The following is a 21,529-nucleotide window of genomic DNA, read 5'->3' as shown; positions in this document are numbered from 1 at the left end:
ATTCTCTATACCCGTTCGTAAATTGTAAATACATATTCCAGATCAAAATAGGTCTGCTCGTCGCTGACTTTAGTCATTTTCCATTCCGGATCTTCATCCAGATTTGGAAAATACGTATCTGCAAGATATGCATGATCGATCCTTGTCACATATGCCTTATCGCAATACGGAAGCAAGGCCCGATACACACTCTCGCCGCCGATCACGTAAACATCTTCTGCCGGATACTGCTTTAATTCCTCCAGAAGGGAATCAATATCATGCACTACCACTGCATCTTTCACCTCATAATTTGGATTCCCAGTCAGTACAATATTGGTGCGTTTCTTAAGTGGCTGTCCTCCCGGGAAACTTTCCAGAGTCTTTCTTCCCATTACAACCACTTTACCGCTTGTGGTCTCACGGAAAAACTTCATGTCCTGCGGAATGCTTACCAACAGCTTGTTACCATATCCAATTGCCCAGTTCTTATCTACTGCTACGATCAAATTCATTTCTCGTCATCCTTTCTTATCTATTCTATGTTGCATCTTATACTGCTACCGGAATATTCTTAATCTGTTCATGCGTCTCATAATCAATCAATGCTACATCATCCCTTGTAAACTGATAAAAGTCTTTAATGTCCGGGTTCAGCCAGAACTTCGGTGCCGGCAGCGGTTCTCTGCTGATTAATTCCTCAACCATCGGAATGTGTCTGTCATAAATATGTGCGTCAGCAATCATGTGCACCAGTTCGCCTGCCTTCATATCACATACCTGCGCCAGCATATGCAGCAATACCGCATACTGGCATACATTCCAGTTATTGGCAGTCAGCACGTCACTGGAGCGCTGGTTCAGCACCGCATTCAGCGTCAGCTTATCGCTGTCTTTATCCTTGGTCACATTAAATGTCATACTGTAAGCACATGGATAGAGTGCCATCTCATGCAGATCCTGATGTACATACATATTAGTCATAATACGACGGCTGTATGGATTATTCTTCAGATCATAGATTACACGGTCAACCTGATCCATCATACCTTCCTTGTACTGATGCTTCACACCAAGCTGATATCCGTACGCTTTGCCAATAGAACCATTCTCATCTGCCCAGCTGTCCCAGACATGCGAATGCAGATCATGGATATTGTTCGACTTCTGCTGCCAGATCCAGAGCATCTCATCCGTACAGCTCTTAATCGCAGTTCTTCGAAGTGTCAACGCCGGAAATTCCTTAGACAGATCATAACGGTTCACCACACCAAACTTCTTGACCGTATAAGCACTGGTACCATCCTCCCACACCGGGCGCACCTTTTCACCTTCCGTACTGGTGCCGTTGTCAATAATGTCACGGCACATATCTATAAACACTCTATCAGCATAACTCATGTATCTATGTCCTCCTTGAATATTAATATGGCGTTTGAGGCAAAAGCCCCAACTATGATGCCTGCGGATCGCTTTATGCTACGCACTCCCACTGGCATTTTAATTATTGTAACATAAAAAGAACACATCCAAAAGCGGATATGTCCTTTTCATAATGATTTATCACAAAGGAGTAATTAATTAGCTGCTACACATTCTGCCAGCACACCTTCCAGTGCACTTGCACTGCTGCTGTGGATTCTCTCAATTCTTGATCCGGAACGCTGTGCTTCTTTGATCGCGCATTTTACCATTTTGTGCGCCGCGGTTGCCGTGAACAGGATCACAAGATCCGGCTGTCCGATCTGCGTCTTCAGATTACCTTTCATTCTGGTAAATACTTTTGCCTTACATTTATGCTTTTCGCAGATCTTCTTATACTGTCTTTCCATACATTCATTTCCACCAATAATTACAACGCTCATATATCAACCTCTATTCTTTAATATTGAAATCGATTCTCATTTACATTTAAAAGTTTATCATAGGAATGCATGTATTGCAATATGCTTAATGATAGTGTTTTCTCACTTCTGTACTTTAACATGATTAATTTGCAAGCTCATGTGGATAGAACTGTTGCTTCCATATGATGCCAACGGATTGTTCTGTGTTACACACTCCCACAATCCTATCCGCTATTCGCATATCGCGGGATTATCATCCCGCTTTTAAGCTCATATCGGGGCGAGTCCCAAGGTCTCATCCACTTATGAGCAAGCTCATGTGGATGAAAGACCTTTTGACTCTGGCATCATAAAAAAGAGGCTTCGCCCTCTTGGACAAAACCTCTTGTCATTACACATCACTTACATTATATAATACGCGATTCAGCATCTTCTGGAGTGCCTGCACTTCCCTTCTGGTCATTCCCAGCGTCAGGTTCTTATCGATCCGTCTCCGGTCTGCTTCCATTCTTCGCTGAATATCATATGCCTTTTCTGTGAGATACACGTTCTTCTTTCTCTTATCCTTAGCATTCGGTACGATCAGTACATACCCCTTCTCATCCAGCCTCTGTAAGAGTCCGGTCACGGTAGGATTCTTCAGGTTCAACGCTTTCTCAATGTCTCTTTGATTCACTTCTTCCTTATCACAATGGAACAGATAATCCAATACCTCACACTGAGAAGATGTAATTCCAATTCCCTTAAGCTGGTTATTGATATCTTTCTCGTATACGGTATTAATCTGCTTGAAAAGGAAGCCTACAGGTAATCTCTCCTGCATACTATCACCCTTTCTTAATTAAAAATTATACACCCTATAGATAGTATGCTATATTTTTTTCTGAAAATCAAGAACATCTTTCAGAATTCTTCACACCTGCAATTTTATACATCTGTAAAAGCTTTATGCACGTTCTCCTTTTACCATAGTAAAGAGATGCGCTTTTCCCATAATCTTACTTACACCATAAAATAATGCCACATAGATTGGGAATAATACAATCTGCTTAATCACGCGCGCCGGAAGAATTGCCATAAATGCCTGACCGTATAATAATGTCAGCCAGTATGTATTCAGGCAGATATTTACAAAGATCATTACCAGTCCATTCGCCAATGCGATTCGCTTAATGCTAAGTGGTTTCTTGTACAGAATCACTCCGTAGATCACACCACTCAGTGCTCCGCTGATGGTAAAGCCAGGGAAAAATGCTCCCGTCGGACGTACCAGATATTTCACGATATCCGCTGCAGCTCCCATCAGTCCACCGACTACAGGTCCAAACATCATGCCGGTCATCTCATCTGCAATAAATGCAAAACCAATCTTAATGAAATCCGTCACCTGAAGGGTGTAGAACCCTAACACGACAGCAATTGCAAGAAGCATTGCTGTCGTTGCCAACGCCTTTACGTCTTTCAGCTCATGAAAGGAGTCTCGAAATAATTTGGTCAAATTGCTCATAAAAAAATACCTCCTTTGCAGTAGCCCGTAAAACTACTCATAGCAGGTATTTACCGTTATGTGTAGCAGCGGGATGCGGAATGTGCACCGCAAGTGATTCTTTCACTTTTCGTCCTACCGACAACTCCCCGTCCGGCTGGCACTTGACGCGCATATTCCTACTCTGCGTTTCTTAATTCTATTTTGTTTCGGGTATCATTCTAGCACAACGTTACCCTGCTGTAAAGCCTTCATTTCTCGTTCTGCAAATATAATTGCTACAAGAGCTGCTGCGCCGTCCGCAATCGGTCCCGCATACATTACTCCATCGATTCCCATGAATAACGGAAAAATCAGAATCAATGGCAACAGGAAAATGATCTGCCTGGTCAGGGATACTACGATACCAAGCTTCGATTTTCCGATGGATGTAAAGAATCCTGAAGACATCGGTTGAATGCCATTCAAAAACGTAACAAACATAAAAATTCGGAAATACCGTTCCGCAAAATGGAAATACGCCTCGCTCCCCGAACCGAAAATACTGACAATCTGTCTTGGAAACAACTGAAAACATCCAAAAAACACTACGCCAAGCACAATACAGATGGCAAATGCCTTCTTATAAGCTTCCCTTACCCTATCATAATTATGGGCTCCGTAATTAAATCCCCAAATCGGTTGACACCCCTGGGCAATGCCGATTGCAATTGCCATAAAGACCATATTCACCTTGGAAATAACTCCCACGCAGGCAAGCGGAATCTCCGATCCATACATGGACTGTGCTCCATAATACCGCAAAGTATTATTCATGGTAATCTGCACAATTGCCATGGCAATCTGATTAATGCAGGACGCCATCCCAAGCGATACGATCATCTTCAGATACCCCGCCTTTGGTACAAACATACTTCGTTTCAGATCCATCTTCCGTTTTTTGCTAAAATAATAGATTACCATCAGGCCGGATACCACCTGACCGATCACAGTTGCCGCTGCTGCACCTTTGATGCCCCAGTGACACACAAAGATAAACAGCGGATCCAGTATTGTATTCAGGATCGCTCCTGTTAACATGCAGGTCATAGAATACGTCGGACTTCTGTCCGCACGGATCAGATGATTACCGCCGGTAGTGAGGATCAGAAACGGAATACCAATTGCCGTAATTCCTGTATAATCCTGCGCATATGGCAGGATCTCTTTCGTCACACCAAACAGGTGCAGCAATGGATTCAGAAAAATCAATACAACTGCACCGATTACCACACCACAGATTACCAGCATAGCAAGTCCGTTGCCTGCGATCCCTGCTGCACGGTCATTTCTTCCCGCCCCTGCTTCCAGGTTATAATTCGATGCACTTCCGATTCCCAGCAGAAGTGCCGTAGCTGTACATATAATAGATACCGGAAAAGCAATATTGGTCGCCGCATTGCCAAGCATTCCTACACCCTGTCCGATAAATATCTGGTCTACAATATTATATAGCGAACTGACCAGCATACTGATGATCGCCGGCACAGCAAACCGGGCGATCAAACGCCCGATCTTTTCCTCTGCAAGAGGATTCCCCTGTTTAATATTCTCTGATGACACTGCTGATCTCCTTCACTATAGGCATACGAAGGAGTTCTTCCTGCGCATCCTGCATATGATATTCCTTAACAGCATCCGTAACGATTACGACCTCTGCCATACCGTCTGTAATAATCTTCTGAACCACCTTGTTGATGCTGACCTTATGCTCCCCAAATACACTTGCAATCGAAGCCAGTACGCCAGGACGGTTCTCCACCTGCATACGAAGGAAGAATTTGCTTCTGATATCTCTGCACTTTTTCACCGGGAGTTCTCTGTAGCAGGTATTACTGATACGTCCGGTACATCCATTTACCATATCACGGATCACATCGATAATATCTCCCATCACAGCACTGGCTGTCGGAAATTCTCCCGCACCTCGGCCGTAAAACATAACATCGTCCACTGCATCACCATGTACAAATACCGCATTAAAGGAATTGCGCACAGATGCTAATGGATGCTCAGATGAAAGCAACATCGGATATACGCATGCCTCAATACCACTCTCCGTATTACGGGCAATACCGATCAACTTGATCACACTGTCAAATTCTTTTGCATACTTGATATCCTGGGCTGTAATTTTAGTAATACCCTCGATATGCACATCATCAAATACGACCTTGCTGTGAAATGCGGAAGTAGCCATAATTGCCACTTTGCGTCCGGCATCCAGGCCTTCAATATCTGCTGTCGGATCCGCTTCCGCATAACCAAGCTCCGTTGCTTTGGCGAGGGCTTCCTCAAAGCTCATCCCCAGCTCAAACATTTTCGTCAGAATATAGTTCGTCGTACCATTGACAATACCGGTAACCTCTGTAATCTCATTACCGGCCAGACACTGACGAAGCGGACGCATAATCGGGATTCCGCCAGCTACTGCTGCCTCAAACATCAGATCCACATGATGTGCTGCTGCAATCTCCAGCAGATCTTCACCACATACCGCCAACAGATCTTTATTAGCAGTTACTACATTCTTGCCGGCTTTCAGCGCTTCTGTGATGATCGTCTTTGCGGGTTCAATACCGCCCATTACTTCAACTACAATGTCAATCTCTTTATCTTCTATAATGTCTTTCCACTGATCCGTCAGCAAACTTTCATCAATGCCTTCACGCTTTTTATTCCGGTTGTGAACCAGAATCTTAGCAATCTCCACATCTGCTCCGGTCTTGCTGACCATCTCACTCTTTTGTCTCTCGACCAATTTGTAGACACCTCCGCCTACTGTTCCAAGTCCAAGTAATCCAATTTTCACTGTCTTCATACCTTGTCTCCTTTTATCTCATCCTCTGTATTAACTATCTATAAAGCTGTCCGATGCGATCACCTTCACCGGAAGCCCTTCTGCTTTGCACTGCCTGCATTTCTGCTCTGCAAGATTACAAAAATGATATCTGTCATCCTCCGGATAAGGAAGATGGTACAGACAGATCTGTTCCGGTGCAAGTTTTTTCAGGAAAGCTTTTCCACTTTCACTGCTGATCTGATAGACCATTACAAACGCTTTCCAGACATTGTCCTGCCCCGTATATGTTCGTATCCTGTCTGCAAGCTCTGGTACAAGGATTGCATCTCCACTGACCCAGATCCAGCGGTTCTTCCAACGGATCAGATACGAACAATGCGGTTCGTCTTCATAAATCTTCCCGTCATGTACCGTAGTAAATGCATAAACCTCATATTCTTCAATCTGCATTCTGGCAATGCCATGTTCTAATACTACTGGCTGAATATTATCTTTGTCAAGTCCCGGAGCATAGACAATACGTCCCGGATACCTTTGCTGAAACTCGTCCACCAGTGCCTGATTATAATGATCCTCATGAATATGGGTAAAAAGCAGGTCATTAGGTTTGGCAAAAAAACTCCTTCCCTGACGCATCATACAAATATACTGCTCCGATGTATCAGAAAATCCTATTTCCCTTCCCCGATGCAGTCCGTCAATCAACAGCCCACTCGTCCCATTCCACAGGTATAAACCTTCATTTACCGAATGATAAATCTGAAGCTCCATGCAGTTCTCCCCTCCTTGAATTGTTGCAGTACAAAAAATAAGAGATCTCCGAAGCAAATCGAAAATCTCTTTATCAAGAGCGACAGACGGGGTTCGAACCCGCGACCCCAACCTTGGCAAGGTTGTACTCTACCAACTGAGCCACTGTCGCATATTGAATTGTTCCGCATCAGAACAACAATTATTCTACTACGGCATTTGCGATTTGTCAACAACTTTTTTAAGGAACTTTTACAATATGCTGCATGTCTTCATAGCCGCTTACAATCCGGTCAGTCAGAATCGTGCCCCCATAAAACGTCGAAAAACTTACCGGACTGATTAGATCAAATTTGGATGAGTCCATCACAATATAACATTCTTTGCACTGCTCCATCGAATACTTTTGTCAGCTTACCTGCCTTATCCAGTGCCGTAATATCTCTTCTTACGGTAGACTCCGAGGTTCGGAGAAGATCCCGAACCTCAGCTACTGTTATACTTTTTTTATCTTCTAATAATAGTAATATCAGTTCATATCTCTGTTCTGTAAGCATATGCGTTCTCCTTACATGTCCTGTAATCAGCATACCGCATTCACATTTGCCAGTCAAGAATACATCAGCCTTAATTATGCAACCTTTTTCTTCAGAACACCGAGAAGGATTGCGCTTATAACTGTTCCAACTACCAGTGCCAGCAGGTACATCAGCGGATTACCAACTACCGGAAATACGAAGATTCCGCCATGCGGTGCCATCAATGTACACTGGAATGCCATAGATAATGCTCCTGCTGCTGCCGAACCGATGATACATGCCGGAAGTACATGGATCGGATCTGCTGCCGCAAATGGGATTGAACCCTCTGTAATAAATGCCAGACCCATAATAAAGTTGCCATCATTCCTCCGAGAATCATGCCAAAAATGATCTTGCTGGAACCGCTCATACTCATAAGTCCGCTGTTCATTGCTCCGTTAATCGCTCCCATGACAGGCTCGATAACGAAGTTCATCAGAAGCCCAATGATCAGAATGCCAAATAACGGATACAGAAGTACCGGTGCAATCTTCTCCAGTGCTTCCGGAAGCTTCTCGCTTATATACCTGTTTTCGATAAGCTTCCTGATCATCGATCTTATCACTGCCCTTCATCAAATCAATTGCCATATCCAGGGCTTCCTGCTTATTCTTCAGGGCTCCATCCAGAGAAATGCTTCTCTTATCCAGCAAATCTGTGATTCTCATTCTTCCTTCCTCCTGACTCCTCTTATACCTTTTATAGATTACTTATTACCCGTACCTGTTGATACACTGTTTCTATCTCAGCCTTTGTTGCCAAATGTTCTGAAAAAGCACTGGCGCTTCCTGCGGACACTCCCATGCAAAATGCATGTTCATAATCCTGCTTTTCCAACCATCCTGCCATAAATCCTGCCACCATGGAATCTCCCGCACCAACGCCATTAACCAGCGTTCCCCTCGGTGCCGGAGCCATATGTACGTCTCCATTTGCATCAATAAACACCGCCCCTTCACCGGCCATGGAAACCAACACATTAACTGCGCCTTTTTCCTGCAGCTTCTTCGCATACGGAATAACCTCTTCTCTGGTCCTAAGTTCCACGTCAAAGATTTCTCCAAGCTCATGGTTATTCGGCTTGATCAAAAATGGATGATATTCCAACACTTTCATAAGCAGATCTTTGGTCGCATCTACAATGATCTGTACTCCTCTTCCATCCAGCCGTTCCATGATCTTCTGATATGCATCATCTGGCATGGATGCCGGAATACTTCCTGAAAGGAATAACACATCCCCTTCTCCCAGTCTGTCAAGCCGCTTCATCAGTTCTTCTACATGCTTCGGACTGATCACAGGACCCTGTCCGTTAATCTCCGTTCCATCGATAGACTTTAACTTCAGATTGATTCGGGACACTCCTTCTTCAATCCGGATGAATCCATTCTGTACACCCATCTCTTCCATCTGTCTGACAATCTCATCTCCAACAAAGCCTGCCGCAAATCCAAGTGCTGTGTTCTCAATTCCCAGATTCATAAGAACGGTCGACACATTGACACCCTTGCCTCCCGGAAGCATCAGTTCCGAACTGGTACGGTTGGTAAGACCCAGCTGGAAATTCTCTACCGATACAATGTAGTCCAGAGACGGATTAAATGTAACCGTGTAAATCATCATTTTCCCTCCTGTTCTCTTTCTGATATCAATATATCGCCAAACTCAGTCAAGGTCAATCAAACCATTTCACAAATATCCACAACTGTTTTTTTGTATCGTTTGCACGAGTTTGATTGAGTTTGGCTATTTATGGTGCAATAAAAGAGCCTGTCAAATGACAGACTCTTTCACGATCAACCACATTTGTAACCATTTATGTTCGTCGCAAAATACTACACATATTCTTATAGTTTACATTCTACAACTTTTGCAATCAGTTTGGGCTGTATTAGCGGATAAGTCCAATTATCCGGAAGCTCTTCCAACATCACAACCTTTTCTATCTCACTGTCCAATGTTCCGGAAAATTCTTCTATATCTGCATAGCACAATAATCCAAATGTTTCTTCTCCGGTATCATTGACCCGGTTCTTACCGGTCACAGAATACACGCATACAGGTTCTACAGAAAACTTAACTGCTCCCGTCTCTTCCTGCAGTTCTCTCTTTGCAGTATCAAAGATAGCTTCGCCCTCTTCTCTGTGTCCGCCTGGTGCTTCATAAGTATCTCTTTCTTTATGTTTGCAAAACACCCACTTTCCATCATATCTTGAAATAATCACTGCGAACTTTAACAGTCCATCCGTAACTGAATCATAGAACTTCACTTCCAGCATCTTACTTATTCTCCTCGTACAACTTCTTCATATTTTCCAATTCTTTCTTTAACAACTCTATTTCTTTTCTCGTATCCATCAGCTGGAGATTCTGTGTCTCTATTTTTTCATTCTTCTTTACCAGTTCCTGATTTTGTATCTCTACTTTCTTTCTCGTCTCAACCAGTTTCTCTCTGGTCTTATCCAGATCTTTCTGCATCTCATCTACCATCAGCTCTACACTGTTGCGATCCAGTTCCTGCAATTCTTTTGAAAACATTCTCATCACTCCATCCAGATTCCGGCAGATATCATAAATTTGCTCGTACATTTCCTTAAAGTCCGGACAACTCTCTATAATTCTCAGTATATCATCCGGATCATCCATACACATAAAAGCAAGCCATGCTTCTAACCGATTATTTATCACCATTTTGCTACTTTCATTGTGCTTAATACTCCGGAAATTGTCAAGCGCTACAAAAAGATATTTCTGTAAAAGATTCATTTTTGCTCCACTATCTGAGGTCTGCTCAAAGTGATGCAGATACCGGTCTCGGAATCTATGTAACTCTGATGGACTTGTCTCAAATAATACAATCGTATATACATCCTTTATATCACGGTAGCAGGACTTCTTTTTCTGTCCTTCTTCTTTATTTCTCATCCGCACGCGCCTGTACTGTCTCAGCAATAGATCCGCCGAATAACAAGCGCTTCGTTCTCCCGGAAACATATATCCATTTTTTTGAATTTCCAGATTCACGATACTTCCGTTTTCTAATTCCACGACGATATCCATAATCAAAATAGAATACCCATCAGATAGCCCTGTCTCTTCATTCGGCAGCACTTCCAGTATTTTCACATTCTGACCCAGAAGCAAGGATATAAATTCTTCTACCCTTTCTTTATATATCTCCGGATTCAAAATTTCTTTGCTGATGAAATCATACATCATTTTGACACCTTTGGCTCCTGTAACAAAATCCAGAAATCCCCTTTGTTCCTCTCCTTCCCATTCTTCATACATTTGTTTCAGATGTGAGCGGCTGTTAATTTCACTCAGAACTTCTTCTTCCGTTCGAATCATTGGAAAATACTGTTGTAGCTTATTGGTCATAGACACTTCCTCCTGGTAAATCATCACTGTAAAATAATCCATAAAAAAATACCCGTTCAGATCTTGTCCAAACGGGTATCTCATTATTTTCTTTTATTCTTCTGTCTCTGCGGTAATTGCAAGCCCCAGTTCATCCAACTGCTCCTGTGCAACTCTTGTCGGAGCTTCTGTCATCAGGTCGGATGCATCCTTTACCTTCGGGAATGCGATCACGTCACGGATGCTGTCTTCTTTTGCCATCAGCATTACCAGACGATCCAGTCCGTATGCAAGTCCTGCGTGCGGCGGTACTCCGTACTTGAATGCTGTCAGCAGGAATCCGAACTGTTCCTGTGCCTGTTCCGGTGTAAATCCAAGTACCTCGAACATCTTGCTCTGGATCTCAGGATTGAAGATACGCACACTTCCTCCGCCAATCTCGTTACCATTCAGCACGATATCGTATGCTTTCGCACGAACGCGTCCCGGATCACTGTCGATGTACTGCAGGTCTTCTTCCATCGGCATGGTAAATGGATGATGCATTGCTGTGAAACGGTTCTGCTCATCATTCCACTCAAGCAGTGGGAACTCTGTTACCCACAGGAATTTGTATTCATTCTTATCTAACAGATCCATCTGTGCAGCCAGCTCCAGGCGCAGTGCGCCAAGTACTGCCCATACGACTTTATTCTTATCTGCCGCAAAGAGAAGCAGGTCTCCGTTCTCTCCGCCCATCGCATCGATCAGGGCTTTCATCTGCTCGTCTGTCATGAATTTGGCAAATGAAGACTTGACTGTACCATCTTCCTGGATTGCAATATATGCCAGCCCCTTTGCACCGTAATCCTTAGCAAATGCAACAAGCTTATCAATCTTCTTTCTCGGCATACCGCCCTGTCCTTTGGCATTGATACCGCGAACAGTTCCGCCATTTTCAATCGCATTCTTAAATACGACAAACTCGCAGTCACGTACAACGTCTGTAACGTCATTCAGTTCCATACCAAAACGGATATCCGGCTTGTCAGAACCGAAGCGATCCATCGCTTCCTGCCATGTCATACGCTGAATTGGCAGAGATACCTCTACGCCAAGCACTTCTTTGAACAGTTTGGCAAGCAGTCTCTCATTGACTTCAATTACATCGTCAACATCTACGAAAGACAGCTCCATATCGATCTGTGTAAATTCCGGCTGTCTGTCCGCACGAAGGTCTTCGTCACGGAAACATTTGGCAAGCTGGAAATACCGGTCACAGCCTGAGCACATCAGAAGCTGTTTAAACAGCTGTGGTGACTGTGGCAGCGCATAAAAATGTCCCTGATGGATACGGCTTGGCACCAGATAATCTCTGGCTCCTTCCGGTGTACTTCCGATCAGTACCGGAGTTTCAATCTCAAGGAATCCTTCTTCTGCTAAGAACTGACGGGTGAGGGTCGCTACTTTACTTCTCATCATCAGGTTTCTCTGCATATCCGGTCTTCTCAGATCCAGATAACGGTACTTCAGACGGATTTCTTCTTTTGTCTTAGAATTCTCTTCAATGTGGAACGGAGGTGTCTCAGCCTCTGCCAGAATCCGAAGTTCTGTCGGCAATACTTCGATCTCTCCTGTTGCCAGGTTCTCATTCACTGCACCGGAACGTTTTGCAACCGTACCAACTACAGCTACTACATATTCAGAACGCAGCTTTGTCGCCTTTTCGATTACTGCGGCATCCGTCTTTCCTTCCTCACACACGATCTGGATGATACCGGAACGATCTCTCACGTCCACAAACACTAGTCCACCTTTATTTCTGTTCTTCTGCACCCATCCCATAATTGTAACTGTCTCGCCGATATTAGCTGCTGACAGCTCCGCACATCTGTGCGTTCTCTTAAGTCCTTTCATTGACTCAGCCATGATAATCCTCCTCGATTGTTCTCTTCTATATTAACTTCTATATTGATTGTATAGCTATCAATCTTACAGCTCCATTATGGAATCACGGTAGCAGTCCACGATTTCTTCGTAACCGTCTGCTGCCAGCTGTTCCTTCTGGAACTTTTTATTCTTTTTCATATTCACGATCAACACCTGCTTGCCTGCCGCACGATCTGCTTTGGCAAGATTCAGCACTTTCAGGATGCCTTCCTGCGGCATCTTCTTCTCCAGCAGATATGCTTTTTTTGCACGCTTAGACGGAATCTGATATCCATTTTCCAGAAGCAGCATAACAATACGCTCGAATCCGATAGAGAATCCACATGCCGGTGTGTCCTGTCCGGTAAATTTACCGATCATCTTATCATATCTTCCACCTCCGGCAACAGAGCCGCCGAAGTCATCCATCGTCACCTCGAAAATGGTTCCTGTGTAGTATGACTGTCCACGCACCAGTGTCGGATCAAACTGTAACTTGAAGTCACATTCCTTTGCGGCTTCTACGCTGGAAATAATCTGTCCCATACCGTCTGCCGTCTCATCTTTCAGGCAATCGCCAAGCTTCTCTTTCAGATAGCGGATACCGGATACGTCTGGTGTGATCTCATCAAACAATCCAAGATACTGATCAACAGCTGATCTGTCATAACCCATCTCACAGAGTTCTTCTGCTACGCCATCTTTACCGATCTTGTCCATCTTATCCAAGATAATAAATACTTCATCATAATCTTCTTCCTTAAATCCACAGTAAGCCGCCATGGCTTTCAGGATATTACGGTCATTGATCTTAACTGTAAAATTCGTAAAATCAAGCTTACCAAGCATTGCTGTCGTTGCAAGGATCAGCTCGATCTCTGCGAGGTTCGATGCCTCACCGAGAATGTCAATATCACACTGCATGAACTGACGGAAACGTCCTCTCTGCGGACGGTCTGCACGCCATACATTACCGATCTGCAATGCCTTGAACGGTGACGGCAGATCGTTAGCATGATTTGCATAGTATCTTGCAAGCGGTACAGTCAGATCATAACGAAGTCCTCCGTCTACCAGATCTGCCTCATCCTTTGCAGTCTCAAGCTTCAGCTTCTCGCCACGCTTCAGGATCTTAAAGATCAGCTTCTCATTATCTCCCCCCTGCTTGCTGCACAGGTTCTCAATATGCTCTACACATGGTGTCTCCATCGAGGTAAATCCATATGTCTTATAAGTCTCTTTGATCAGGTGGATCACGTAATCACGGATCTCCATCTCGTCCGGCATCATGTCCTTCATACCGGTGACTGGTTTCTTCTTTAATGCCATAACCATTCTCCTTTTCGCTCTATCATTTCATCAATCCGGGCAATGTAATCCCGAATGCTTTTTACATTTTCCACACGAATCAATGTCGTGGTTTTTCCATTCCTGCTGCCTGGTACAGGAACAGGCACTGGCAGTACGATCTTGGTTGATGCACCTGCACCTGCCGCAATAATCGACTGTTTTTCTTCCATAATAAGTATATTGTATATTCCGGCTTTGTCAACCTTTGCATAACCAACATTTTCAAAATTACCCGCAATATTCTTCTGCCGGTACAGATAATATGGCACTAGTTCCATCTCATAGGCCGTCTCATGCGCACATTCGATCATCGCTGATAATGTCTCTGCCATTCTTTCCGGATGCTCCGTCTGTTCCTCCAGATCCCGCACATAGCCAAGAGTACTCTTCTCCTGCCCCATCTGCGCCGCACGCTTGATTGCAAGTGAATGCACAGTCAGGCTGTCCGGCGCAAGCTCCTGGATCTGCGCAAGCGTATCCTTCATATCTTCCAGACCCTCTCCTGGGAGCCCGGCGATCAGATCCATATTGATATTGGCAAATCCAAGTTTCCGCGCCATCCGGTAAATGTCTTTTACTTCCTGCACACTGTGCTTTCTTCCAATCCGATCCAATGTCTTCTGCTGCATAGTCTGTGGATTAATAGAAATACGTGTAACTCCATGCCGTTTTATCACCTGAAGTTTCTTTTCCGTAATACTGTCTGGTCTTCCGGCTTCCACCGTATATTCCAGCAGATGCTCTCTGGAAAATGACTGATCAATACAGGTCAGAATCTGATCCAGCTGCTCTGCATCCAGCTGGTAGGTGTACCGCCTCCGATGTAAATAGTATTCAGTTTCTTCTCTGAGGATACTTTTCCGATATATGTAAGTTCTTTGCAAAGCGCATCCAGATATGCCGGAATCTGATCTCGCCATTTATCTATCGGTCCAGAACTGAACGAACAGTAACTACACACACTTGGACAGAACGGAATGCCTACATACAGACTGTAGCCATCCTTATAATCGAGTTCTGATAATACATCCCGCTCCCGCACTGCAATGTCATATGCAAGTCCTGCCTTTTCCGCTGACACCAGATATTCTTCCTGAAATTGCTTTATAAACTCTGTTTTCTCTACACCTTGCTCTACCGCTTTTGTAGCAAGCTTAGCAGGTCGGACTCCGGTCAGCATCCCCCACGCAAGTTCTTTACCTGTTCGATGAACCAGATACTGATATACCTTTCTGTCAAGCTCTCGCCGGATATCGTTCACACAATGGATATGGTCTGTATCTATTGTAAAAATCTGTGATGTTCCGTCTGTCTCCGTCAGTTTCAGATCTTCCTTCTGATTCTTCTTGCAGCACTGTTCGACCTCTTCCGATGCATAAAAGGCCTTGATCATATGATAGGCATTATACAGATACCGTTCTTCTTTTGCTTCTATCTTTATCATAATAGTTCCTTTACTTGAACAGGCATCTGAAATCACATCAGATGCCCGGCTCTTTCTCTTCTTACTATACTAAATGATCCATTCACTACAAAAATGGATTCATTCTCTTTTCATCTGCGATTGTGGTCGTTCCCATATGTCCGGGATATACCACGGTATCCTCCGGAAGTATCATCAGCTTCTCTTTCACTGCACGGACAAGATCACTCATGCTTCCTCCAGGGAAATCCGTTCTTCCGATGGACTGCTGGAACAGCGTATCTCCACTGATCAGCACATGCTCCGATGCAATATAATAACAGCATCCTCCCGGTGTATGTCCCGGTGTATGAAGAACTTTGAATTCATAACCGATCAGTGACAACACCTGACCATCCTGCACTGCCTGTGCCCCTTTGTAAGCATAAGGAAAGCCACAGGACATCGTCATATTCTGCTGTGGATCCTCCAGCATCGGCTTATCTGCCTCATGCACATATACCGGCATCTTACCATATTTGTTAAGAACATCATCAATTCCCATAATATGGTCAAAATGCGCATGTGTAAGCAGAACTGCTTTCAATTTAATCTCTTCCGCCTTGATATAATTCATCATATAATCCGGACAGGACGCCGGATCTACGATAACCGCTTCTTTTGTTTTTCATTGATCAATAAATAGCAGTTTGTCCCGATCGGGCCTGCCAGAAATTGTTTTACTGTCATATTCTATCCCTCTGCCTATATTATACCTATACGCTCTTATCCTCTGTCAGCCGGAAATACAATTCCCATCTGACGGCGCGCTTCATCCATGACCTGCATCTCCCATACCGAATATTGGTTATGTGTTTCAGCGGATCCATTCGCTTCCGCAATGCGCATAAATTCTGCAATCTCATAATTCATATTATTACCAGGATCTTCCAGTTCAAATGAAATATCTTCCCTGCTCTTATCCCGGTATCTGATCCATACCTCGTTAGGATAGGCAGGCTTTCCATATACATCGTGCCATCTTCTCCCTGAATCTGGCTTGGAACCGGCGAATCTGTGATCTTAGAATAGATCAGTTCTGCCTGTGCTCCCTGTTCATCATAGGATGCAAGGATCGTCCCCATGCCATCCACACCGTTATGCAGTTTCACACAGGATGCCATCACACGGTCTGGTTTTCCAAGGATCTTTACCATCGGATGTACACAGTAGACACCGATATCCATCAGGCTTCCATTGGATAATTCCGGGCGGAATGCATTTTCAATGATTCCATTCTTAAACTTATCATATCTGCTGGAATACTGGCACATCTGAAATGTTACTCTTCGGATCTTACCAATCTTTGGCAAATTCTCCATAATAGCATCAAATGCCGGATTGATCACCAGTTTCATTGCCTCCATAAAGACCACACCATGTTCCTTTGCTGCTGCAAGCATTGCCCGGAGCTCCTTCTCGTTAGACGCTACCGGTTTCTCACAGAGTACATGTTTCCCTGCATTCAGCATCTGGATACTCTGTGCTGCATGACAGGCTGTCGGGCTTGCAATATACACTGCATCCACATTATCTGCTGATGCAAGTGCTTCCAGTGAATCATAGCAATCTGGAATTCCATGCTTATCTGCGAAAGTTCTTCCCTTCTCCATGGTGCGGGAATACACTGCCTGTACACAGAATCCTTCGCAGTGTCTTCCTGCATTTACAAACCAGTCAGAAATAAAATTCGTTCCAACAATTCCAAAATTCATACATTATCCTCCCGTCGGATTAGCCAGCTGTACGTTCAATATCGATCACACCTGATAACTGCTGCAGTTTCTTAACTACACGCTCCAGTTCCTCTCTGCCGTGTACGATAAATCCAACTTCAATCGTGGCTGTATTCTTCTTACTTGTGCGCACATTCATAGTCTTAACGTCTATCTTCTCTTCCGTAAATACACGAGACATCTCCATCAAAAGTCCCTGTCTGTCCTCAGCATACATCTTGATATCTGTCAGATACTGACCGCCTTCTTTGCCGGTAACAGTGCTTTCCCACTCTGCATTGATCAGTCGGGCTCTTTCAGCATCCGTCAGATTTAATATATTCACGCAGTCCGTACGGTGAATAGAAAGTCCTCTTCCGCGGGTTACAAATCCCACGATCTCGTCACCCGGCACCGGATTACAGCAACGTGAGAAACGAACAGCCACATCATCAATACCTTTGACCACGATACCACTCTTAGACTTCGCAATGTGCACCTTATTCTTGGTCGCTTCTGCTACCTTTTCAAGAACAGCCTCATTGGTAATCTCTTTCTTGTGCTCCTTGCTGTATTCCTCCACAAGTCGGTTCACTACCTGACCTTCTTTTAAGCCGCCATGTCCAACCGCCGCAAGTACAGACTCCCAATCTCTGAATCCGTATTTTCTCTGCACAATCTCCTGATACTTCGGCTTGGTAATATTCGTAATCTCAATACTCTTAGACCGGCAGTAAACTGCCATCAGTTCCTTACCGCGTATAATATTCTCTTCTTTAAACTGCTTTTTAAACCACTGATTGATCTTAGACTTCGCCTGTGAACTCGCCACGATGTTCAACCAGTCACGGCTTGGTCCTTTGGAATTCTGCGAAGTCAGGATCTCGATTCTGTCTCCGTTCTGAATCTTGTAATCAATAGTTACAAGCTTACCGTTCACTCTGGCACCGACCATCTTATTACCTACCGCACTGTGGATCGCGTAGGCAAAATCAATCGGAGTAGAGCCATTCGGCAAACGCTTTACTTCTCCGTTTGGCGTAAAGCAATATACATCTTCTTTAAACAGATCCAGATCTCCTTTCAGCATAGAAAGGAACTCCTTGTTATCAGACATGTCCCTCTGCCACTCCAGGATCTGCCTGAGCCAGTTCAGCTTCTCTTCTTCCTGAACTTTCACACTCTTCTTGCCATCATTGGACTCTTTGTATTTCCAGTGTGCTGCAATACCATATTCTGCAGTCTTATGCATCTCATGAGTGCGGATCTGCACCTCAAACGGCTGTCCCGCAGAACTCATCAGTGTCGTATGCAGAGATTGGTACATATTCGCCTTTGGCATAGCGATATAATCCTTAAATCTGCCCGGAATCGGTGTATACATCTCGTGGATCACACCCAACGCCGCATAACAGTCCTTGACGGAATCTACTACAATACGTACAGCAAACAGGTCATAAATCTGGTCAACTGTTTTATCCTGATTCACCATTTTCTTATAGATACTGAAGAAATGCTTTACCCTTCCGTAAACATCCGCATCAATATTCGCATTCTTAATATGATTAGATACTTCCTCAACAATCTGTTGGATAAATTCTTCTCGTTCTGTCTTACGTGCATTGATCTGATCTACCAGATCATAAAACACCTCTGGCTTCAGATATTTTAAAGACAGATCATCCAACTCCGTCTTAATCCTGGAGATACCAAGTCTCTGCGCGATTGGTGCATAAATGTCCATCGTCTCTCTTGCTTTTTCTTTCTGCTTCTCCGGGCGCATAAACTGCAGCGTCCGCATATTATGCAGGCGGTCAGCCAGCTTAATAATGACAACACGGATATCCTTTGCCATAGCCAGGAACATCTTTCTCAGGTTCTCTGCCTGTACTTCCAGCTTATCTGCAGAATAAGACAACTGTCCCAACTTGGTAACACCATCTACCAGAAGTGCTACCTCATCTCCAAATTCTTTTCGTATCTCTTCATCTGTCATAACCGTATCCTCTACCACATCGTGGAGTATTCCGGCTACGATTGTCTCCTTATCCAGTTCCAGATTCGCCAGTATAATAGCTACCCACAGGGGATGAATGATGTATGCTTCCCCAGATTTACGGAATTGTCCTTTGTGAGCTTCCTTTGCAAGCTTATATGCTTTCTCGATCATGGACACATCTTCTGACGGATGATACGTTTTCACTTTGTTAATCAGAATCTGATATAATTCCTCAGGGTCTTGATAATCTGCAGGTGCTTTCACTGCATGACCATCTACAACTTCCAGACCAATTGCCTGGTTCTCTGTAATAACTTCCGGTCTGATACTGCTGCTCGGCTCCATCTGTTTCTTCACATCTGCCATATCAATGCCCTCCTTCCTTTCAGTATCGAATATACTATCTTATAGTATAGCATTTGGATACAATGTTTTCAAACTCTTTTACATATTATACCTATTTATAGGTAATTATAATTACATATAATGGGTAATGATAATTTGCATACTTCGGTTACCCATGTATTCATTAATACCCGGATAAAAAGTAAATGACATCCGAATACCGGATGATTTACCTGCAAGCAACCGTTCTGCGCAGTCTCTTCCATATCTGGCAGTCACTGTTTCCATAAATACAGGCGCATCTCCGAAGTATAATGCTTCCATCGTCACACGGCTGTCATCCCGAATCTGAAACTTCAGCATGTTACGCTCTTTGCCAATTATTCTGGCAGATAAGAGTTCTGCATTTCGCACTGCAAATACCGGCTTGGTATTGCCTTTTCCAAATGGTTCTAACAGTTCCAGCTCTTCGATAAACTGTTCTGTAATGTTGGAAAATGGAAGTTCCATATCTATTGAGACCTTCTCCTGCAGATCTTTTTCTGTGAGTGTGCAGTTCTCATTTAATCTTCTGCGAAATGCGTCTACTTTTCCCGGCTCCATTGAAAGTCCTGCTGCCTGTCTGTGTCCGCCAAACTTTGTCAGCAGATCACTGCACTTAATCAGTTCTTCAAACATATGATATGCTTCAATGGATCTGCCTGATCCTTTAACGCCATCCTCGCTGTCAGTCAGCACATATACCGGACGGTAATACCGCTCTCTGATCCTTCCTGCTACAATTCCGGCAATGCTTTCATGACAATCCGGTAAATAAATCACTAATACACGATCATCCAGATATCCTTTTTCCTCCACTATATGGACAGCTTCTTCTACTGCCCACTCGGTCAGTTCCTTTCTACTGTCATTCAATGCCTTCAAGTCGCCGGCAAGTACCATGGCATCCCGTTCATTTTTTGCTCTGAGAAGTGCCAGTGCACGTTTTGCCGTATCCATCTGCCTCCCGCATTGATACATGGGCCAAGCACAAACCCGACATGATAGGCACGCACCTGATCTATCGGTACCCCCGTACACTGCATCAGTGCACGAAGTCCTGGATTAGAGCTGTGTCCCATCATTTCCAGTGCCTGTTTTACAAAGATTCTGTTCTCATCTGTCAGATCCATCACATCTCCAATGGTTGCAATGCCAACTGGTTCCAGCAGATAATCCAGGTCTGTCGAATCCTCTCCCATGGCTTCATACAGACATTCCATGCATTTATACGCTACCGCGGCTCCACAAAGTCCTTTAAATGGATATTCACATCCCGGCTGCTTTGGATCGACCACTGCATCTGCTGGCGGTAAATGATAAATCCGCTCTTCTCCTTCATCTGTATACGGCACTTCATGATGATCCGTAACGATCACAGTCATTCCCATTTCTTTTGCATATGCAATCTCTGATTCCGCCGCAATTCCATTATCGCAGGTAATGATCGTATCAATACCATCGTCAAATGCCCGGTCAATGAGATTGCGGTTCAGACCATATCCATCCGTAATCCGATCCGGAATATCCATATCTACCTCTCCACGCAGTCCTTCCAGTGCCTCCAGCAGAATATAGGTTGCATTCACGCCATCGATATCATAATCTCCGATCACACGTATCCTTGCACCTTCCCGAATCTTTTCCATCAGAATATCCACCGCCTGATCCATACCTTTCATCAGCATACCATCATGCAGATCTGCAATCGTGCCATTCAGATACTGATCAATGGCTTCATCTCCGATCACTTCCCGATTGCGGATCAGGCATGCGATTCTCGGCGCAATATGAAATTTTTTCCCGATTGCCTGATAGTCTGCGCCTTTTCTGAGCAATACCCAGCGTTCCATAATATTCTCCATT

17 protein-coding genes, 1 tRNA gene, 5 pseudogenes and 1 riboswitch are annotated in these 21,529 nt (G+C 44.2%); all 23 genes and pseudogenes read right to left on the bottom strand.

Annotated elements, in window-relative coordinates:
- Nucleotides 1-5 precede the first annotated feature (5 nt).
- The 23 genes and pseudogenes from DXA18_RS07305 to recJ all read right to left on the bottom strand — a co-directional run bounded on the left by DXA18_RS07305 (nt 6) and on the right by recJ (nt 21,516).
- Complete coding sequence (locus tag DXA18_RS07305) at nt 6-494, bottom strand: dihydrofolate reductase (RefSeq protein ID WP_118383336.1); 489 nt, start codon at nt 492-494, stop codon at nt 6-8.
- A 37-nt stretch (nt 495-531) separates the two neighbouring features.
- On the bottom strand, nt 532-1,380 hold the full coding sequence (gene thyA, locus DXA18_RS07300; protein WP_118383335.1) for a thymidylate synthase: 849 nt from the start codon (nt 1,378-1,380) through the stop codon (nt 532-534).
- A gap of 176 nt (nt 1,381-1,556) precedes the next feature.
- Nucleotides 1,557-1,844, bottom strand: a complete 288-nt coding sequence (locus DXA18_RS07295) for a DUF2325 domain-containing protein (RefSeq protein WP_118383334.1) — start codon at nt 1,842-1,844, stop codon at nt 1,557-1,559.
- A 373-nt stretch (nt 1,845-2,217) separates the two neighbouring features.
- The gene (locus DXA18_RS07290) at nt 2,218-2,649 is read right to left on the bottom strand and encodes a MarR family winged helix-turn-helix transcriptional regulator (RefSeq protein ID WP_118383333.1); all 432 of its coding nucleotides are present in this window, start codon (nt 2,647-2,649) and stop codon (nt 2,218-2,220) included.
- Between the two features lie 123 nt (nt 2,650-2,772).
- On the bottom strand, nt 2,773-3,333 hold the full coding sequence (locus DXA18_RS07285) for a folate family ECF transporter S component (RefSeq protein WP_118383332.1): 561 nt from the start codon (nt 3,331-3,333) through the stop codon (nt 2,773-2,775).
- A gap of 64 nt (nt 3,334-3,397) precedes the next feature.
- Nucleotides 3,398-3,501, bottom strand: a riboswitch (THF riboswitch).
- A gap of 27 nt (nt 3,502-3,528) precedes the next feature.
- The gene (locus DXA18_RS07280; protein ID WP_199665557.1) at nt 3,529-4,914 is read right to left on the bottom strand and encodes an MATE family efflux transporter; all 1,386 of its coding nucleotides are present in this window, start codon (nt 4,912-4,914) and stop codon (nt 3,529-3,531) included.
- Nucleotides 4,895-6,172 carry a homoserine dehydrogenase gene (locus DXA18_RS07275; protein ID WP_118383331.1) on the bottom strand — a complete coding sequence of 426 codons (1,278 nt, stop codon included), beginning with the start codon at nt 6,170-6,172 and terminating at the stop codon, nt 4,895-4,897. The genes DXA18_RS07280 and DXA18_RS07275 overlap by 20 nt, the downstream gene beginning before the upstream one ends.
- 30 nt (nt 6,173-6,202) lie before the next feature.
- On the bottom strand, nt 6,203-6,925 hold the full coding sequence (locus DXA18_RS07270) for a hypothetical protein (RefSeq protein WP_118383330.1): 723 nt from the start codon (nt 6,923-6,925) through the stop codon (nt 6,203-6,205).
- Nucleotides 6,926-7,003: 78 nt separating this feature from the next.
- A tRNA-Gly gene (locus tag DXA18_RS07265) sits at nt 7,004-7,076 on the bottom strand.
- A 214-nt stretch (nt 7,077-7,290) separates the two neighbouring features.
- Nucleotides 7,291-7,461 (bottom strand): annotated as a pseudogene (locus DXA18_RS07260) (DeoR family transcriptional regulator); the annotation flags it as partial.
- A gap of 74 nt (nt 7,462-7,535) precedes the next feature.
- Nucleotides 7,536-8,008 (bottom strand): annotated as a pseudogene (locus DXA18_RS17365) (PTS fructose transporter subunit IIC); the annotation flags it as partial.
- Between the two features lie 31 nt (nt 8,009-8,039).
- A pseudogene (locus tag DXA18_RS17605) lies at nt 8,040-8,153 on the bottom strand (hypothetical protein); the annotation flags it as partial.
- Between the two features lie 31 nt (nt 8,154-8,184).
- Nucleotides 8,185-9,105 carry a 1-phosphofructokinase gene (pfkB, locus tag DXA18_RS07245; protein ID WP_118383327.1) on the bottom strand — a complete coding sequence of 307 codons (921 nt, stop codon included), beginning with the start codon at nt 9,103-9,105 and terminating at the stop codon, nt 8,185-8,187.
- A gap of 227 nt (nt 9,106-9,332) precedes the next feature.
- Nucleotides 9,333-9,764: an NUDIX hydrolase gene (locus tag DXA18_RS07240; RefSeq protein WP_118383326.1), complete on the bottom strand. Its 432-nt coding sequence runs from the start codon at nt 9,762-9,764 to the stop codon at nt 9,333-9,335.
- Between the two features lies 1 nt (nt 9,765).
- Entirely contained in the window at nt 9,766-10,866 is a 1,101-nt protein-coding gene (locus tag DXA18_RS07235; protein WP_118383358.1) for a PD-(D/E)XK nuclease family transposase, read from the bottom strand.
- A gap of 93 nt (nt 10,867-10,959) precedes the next feature.
- Entirely contained in the window at nt 10,960-12,753 is a 1,794-nt protein-coding gene (aspS, locus tag DXA18_RS07230) for an aspartate--tRNA ligase (RefSeq protein WP_118383325.1), read from the bottom strand.
- Nucleotides 12,754-12,816: 63 nt separating this feature from the next.
- A complete protein-coding gene (hisS, locus tag DXA18_RS07225) occupies nt 12,817-14,088 on the bottom strand; it encodes a histidine--tRNA ligase (protein ID WP_118383324.1) in 1,272 nt (423 codons plus the stop codon).
- A pseudogene (gene hemZ / locus DXA18_RS17360) lies at nt 14,073-15,547 on the bottom strand (coproporphyrinogen dehydrogenase HemZ). Before hemZ ends, hisS begins: the two are co-directional and overlap by 16 nt.
- An 85-nt stretch (nt 15,548-15,632) precedes the next feature.
- Nucleotides 15,633-16,142: an MBL fold metallo-hydrolase gene (locus tag DXA18_RS07215; RefSeq protein WP_334294371.1), complete on the bottom strand. Its 510-nt coding sequence runs from the start codon at nt 16,140-16,142 to the stop codon at nt 15,633-15,635.
- Between the two features lie 149 nt (nt 16,143-16,291).
- Nucleotides 16,292-16,438, bottom strand: coding sequence for a hypothetical protein (locus DXA18_RS16770; RefSeq protein WP_330424457.1), 147 nt, complete (start codon nt 16,436-16,438; stop codon nt 16,292-16,294).
- Nucleotides 16,435-17,280, bottom strand: coding sequence for a Gfo/Idh/MocA family protein (locus DXA18_RS07210; protein WP_330424456.1), 846 nt, complete (start codon nt 17,278-17,280; stop codon nt 16,435-16,437). Before DXA18_RS07210 ends, DXA18_RS16770 begins: the two co-directional genes overlap by 4 nt.
- Nucleotides 17,281-17,299: 19 nt before the next feature.
- Nucleotides 17,300-19,624, bottom strand: coding sequence for a RelA/SpoT family protein (locus DXA18_RS07205; protein ID WP_118383357.1), 2,325 nt, complete (start codon nt 19,622-19,624; stop codon nt 17,300-17,302).
- Nucleotides 19,625-19,756: 132 nt separating this feature from the next.
- Nucleotides 19,757-21,516 (bottom strand): annotated as a pseudogene (gene recJ / locus DXA18_RS17355) (single-stranded-DNA-specific exonuclease RecJ).
- Nucleotides 21,517-21,529: the final 13 nt, after the last annotated feature.

Source organism: Dorea sp. AM58-8 (assembly GCF_003464045.1).
In the GTDB taxonomy this organism is placed as follows: Bacteria; Bacillota; Clostridia; order Lachnospirales; family Lachnospiraceae; genus Claveliimonas; species Claveliimonas ammoniilytica.
Note: the sequence above shows the minus strand (reverse complement) of the source record. Positions and strands in the feature narration are given on the sequence as shown.

Coding starts and splice junctions, on each gene's coding strand:
- DXA18_RS07295 (WP_118383334.1), bottom strand. CDS start 1,844: ATGAGCGTTGTAATTATTGGTGGAAATGAATGTATGGAAAGACAGTAT.
- DXA18_RS07205 (WP_118383357.1), bottom strand. CDS start 19,624: ATGGAGCCGAGCAGCAGTATCAGACCGGAAGTTATTACAGAGAACCAG.
- thyA (WP_118383335.1), bottom strand. CDS start 1,380: ATGAGTTATGCTGATAGAGTGTTTATAGATATGTGCCGTGACATTATT.
- DXA18_RS07275 (WP_118383331.1), bottom strand. CDS start 6,172: ATGAAGACAGTGAAAATTGGATTACTTGGACTTGGAACAGTAGGCGGA.
- DXA18_RS07285 (WP_118383332.1), bottom strand. CDS start 3,333: ATGAGCAATTTGACCAAATTATTTCGAGACTCCTTTCATGAGCTGAAA.
- DXA18_RS16770 (WP_330424457.1), bottom strand. CDS start 16,438: ATGAATTATGAGATTGCAGAATTTATGCGCATTGCGGAAGCGAATGGA.
- DXA18_RS07305 (WP_118383336.1), bottom strand. CDS start 494: ATGAATTTGATCGTAGCAGTAGATAAGAACTGGGCAATTGGATATGGT.
- DXA18_RS07235 (WP_118383358.1), bottom strand. CDS start 10,866: ATGACCAATAAGCTACAACAGTATTTTCCAATGATTCGAACGGAAGAA.
- DXA18_RS07215 (WP_334294371.1), bottom strand. CDS start 16,142: ATGAATTATATCAAGGCGGAAGAGATTAAATTGAAAGCAGTTCTGCTT.
- DXA18_RS07210 (WP_330424456.1), bottom strand. CDS start 17,280: ATGAATTTTGGAATTGTTGGAACGAATTTTATTTCTGACTGGTTTGTA.
- hisS (WP_118383324.1), bottom strand. CDS start 14,088: ATGGTTATGGCATTAAAGAAGAAACCAGTCACCGGTATGAAGGACATG.
- DXA18_RS07270 (WP_118383330.1), bottom strand. CDS start 6,925: ATGGAGCTTCAGATTTATCATTCGGTAAATGAAGGTTTATACCTGTGG.
- pfkB (WP_118383327.1), bottom strand. CDS start 9,105: ATGATTTACACGGTTACATTTAATCCGTCTCTGGACTACATTGTATCG.
- DXA18_RS07290 (WP_118383333.1), bottom strand. CDS start 2,649: ATGCAGGAGAGATTACCTGTAGGCTTCCTTTTCAAGCAGATTAATACC.
- aspS (WP_118383325.1), bottom strand. CDS start 12,753: ATGGCTGAGTCAATGAAAGGACTTAAGAGAACGCACAGATGTGCGGAG.
- DXA18_RS07240 (WP_118383326.1), bottom strand. CDS start 9,764: ATGCTGGAAGTGAAGTTCTATGATTCAGTTACGGATGGACTGTTAAAG.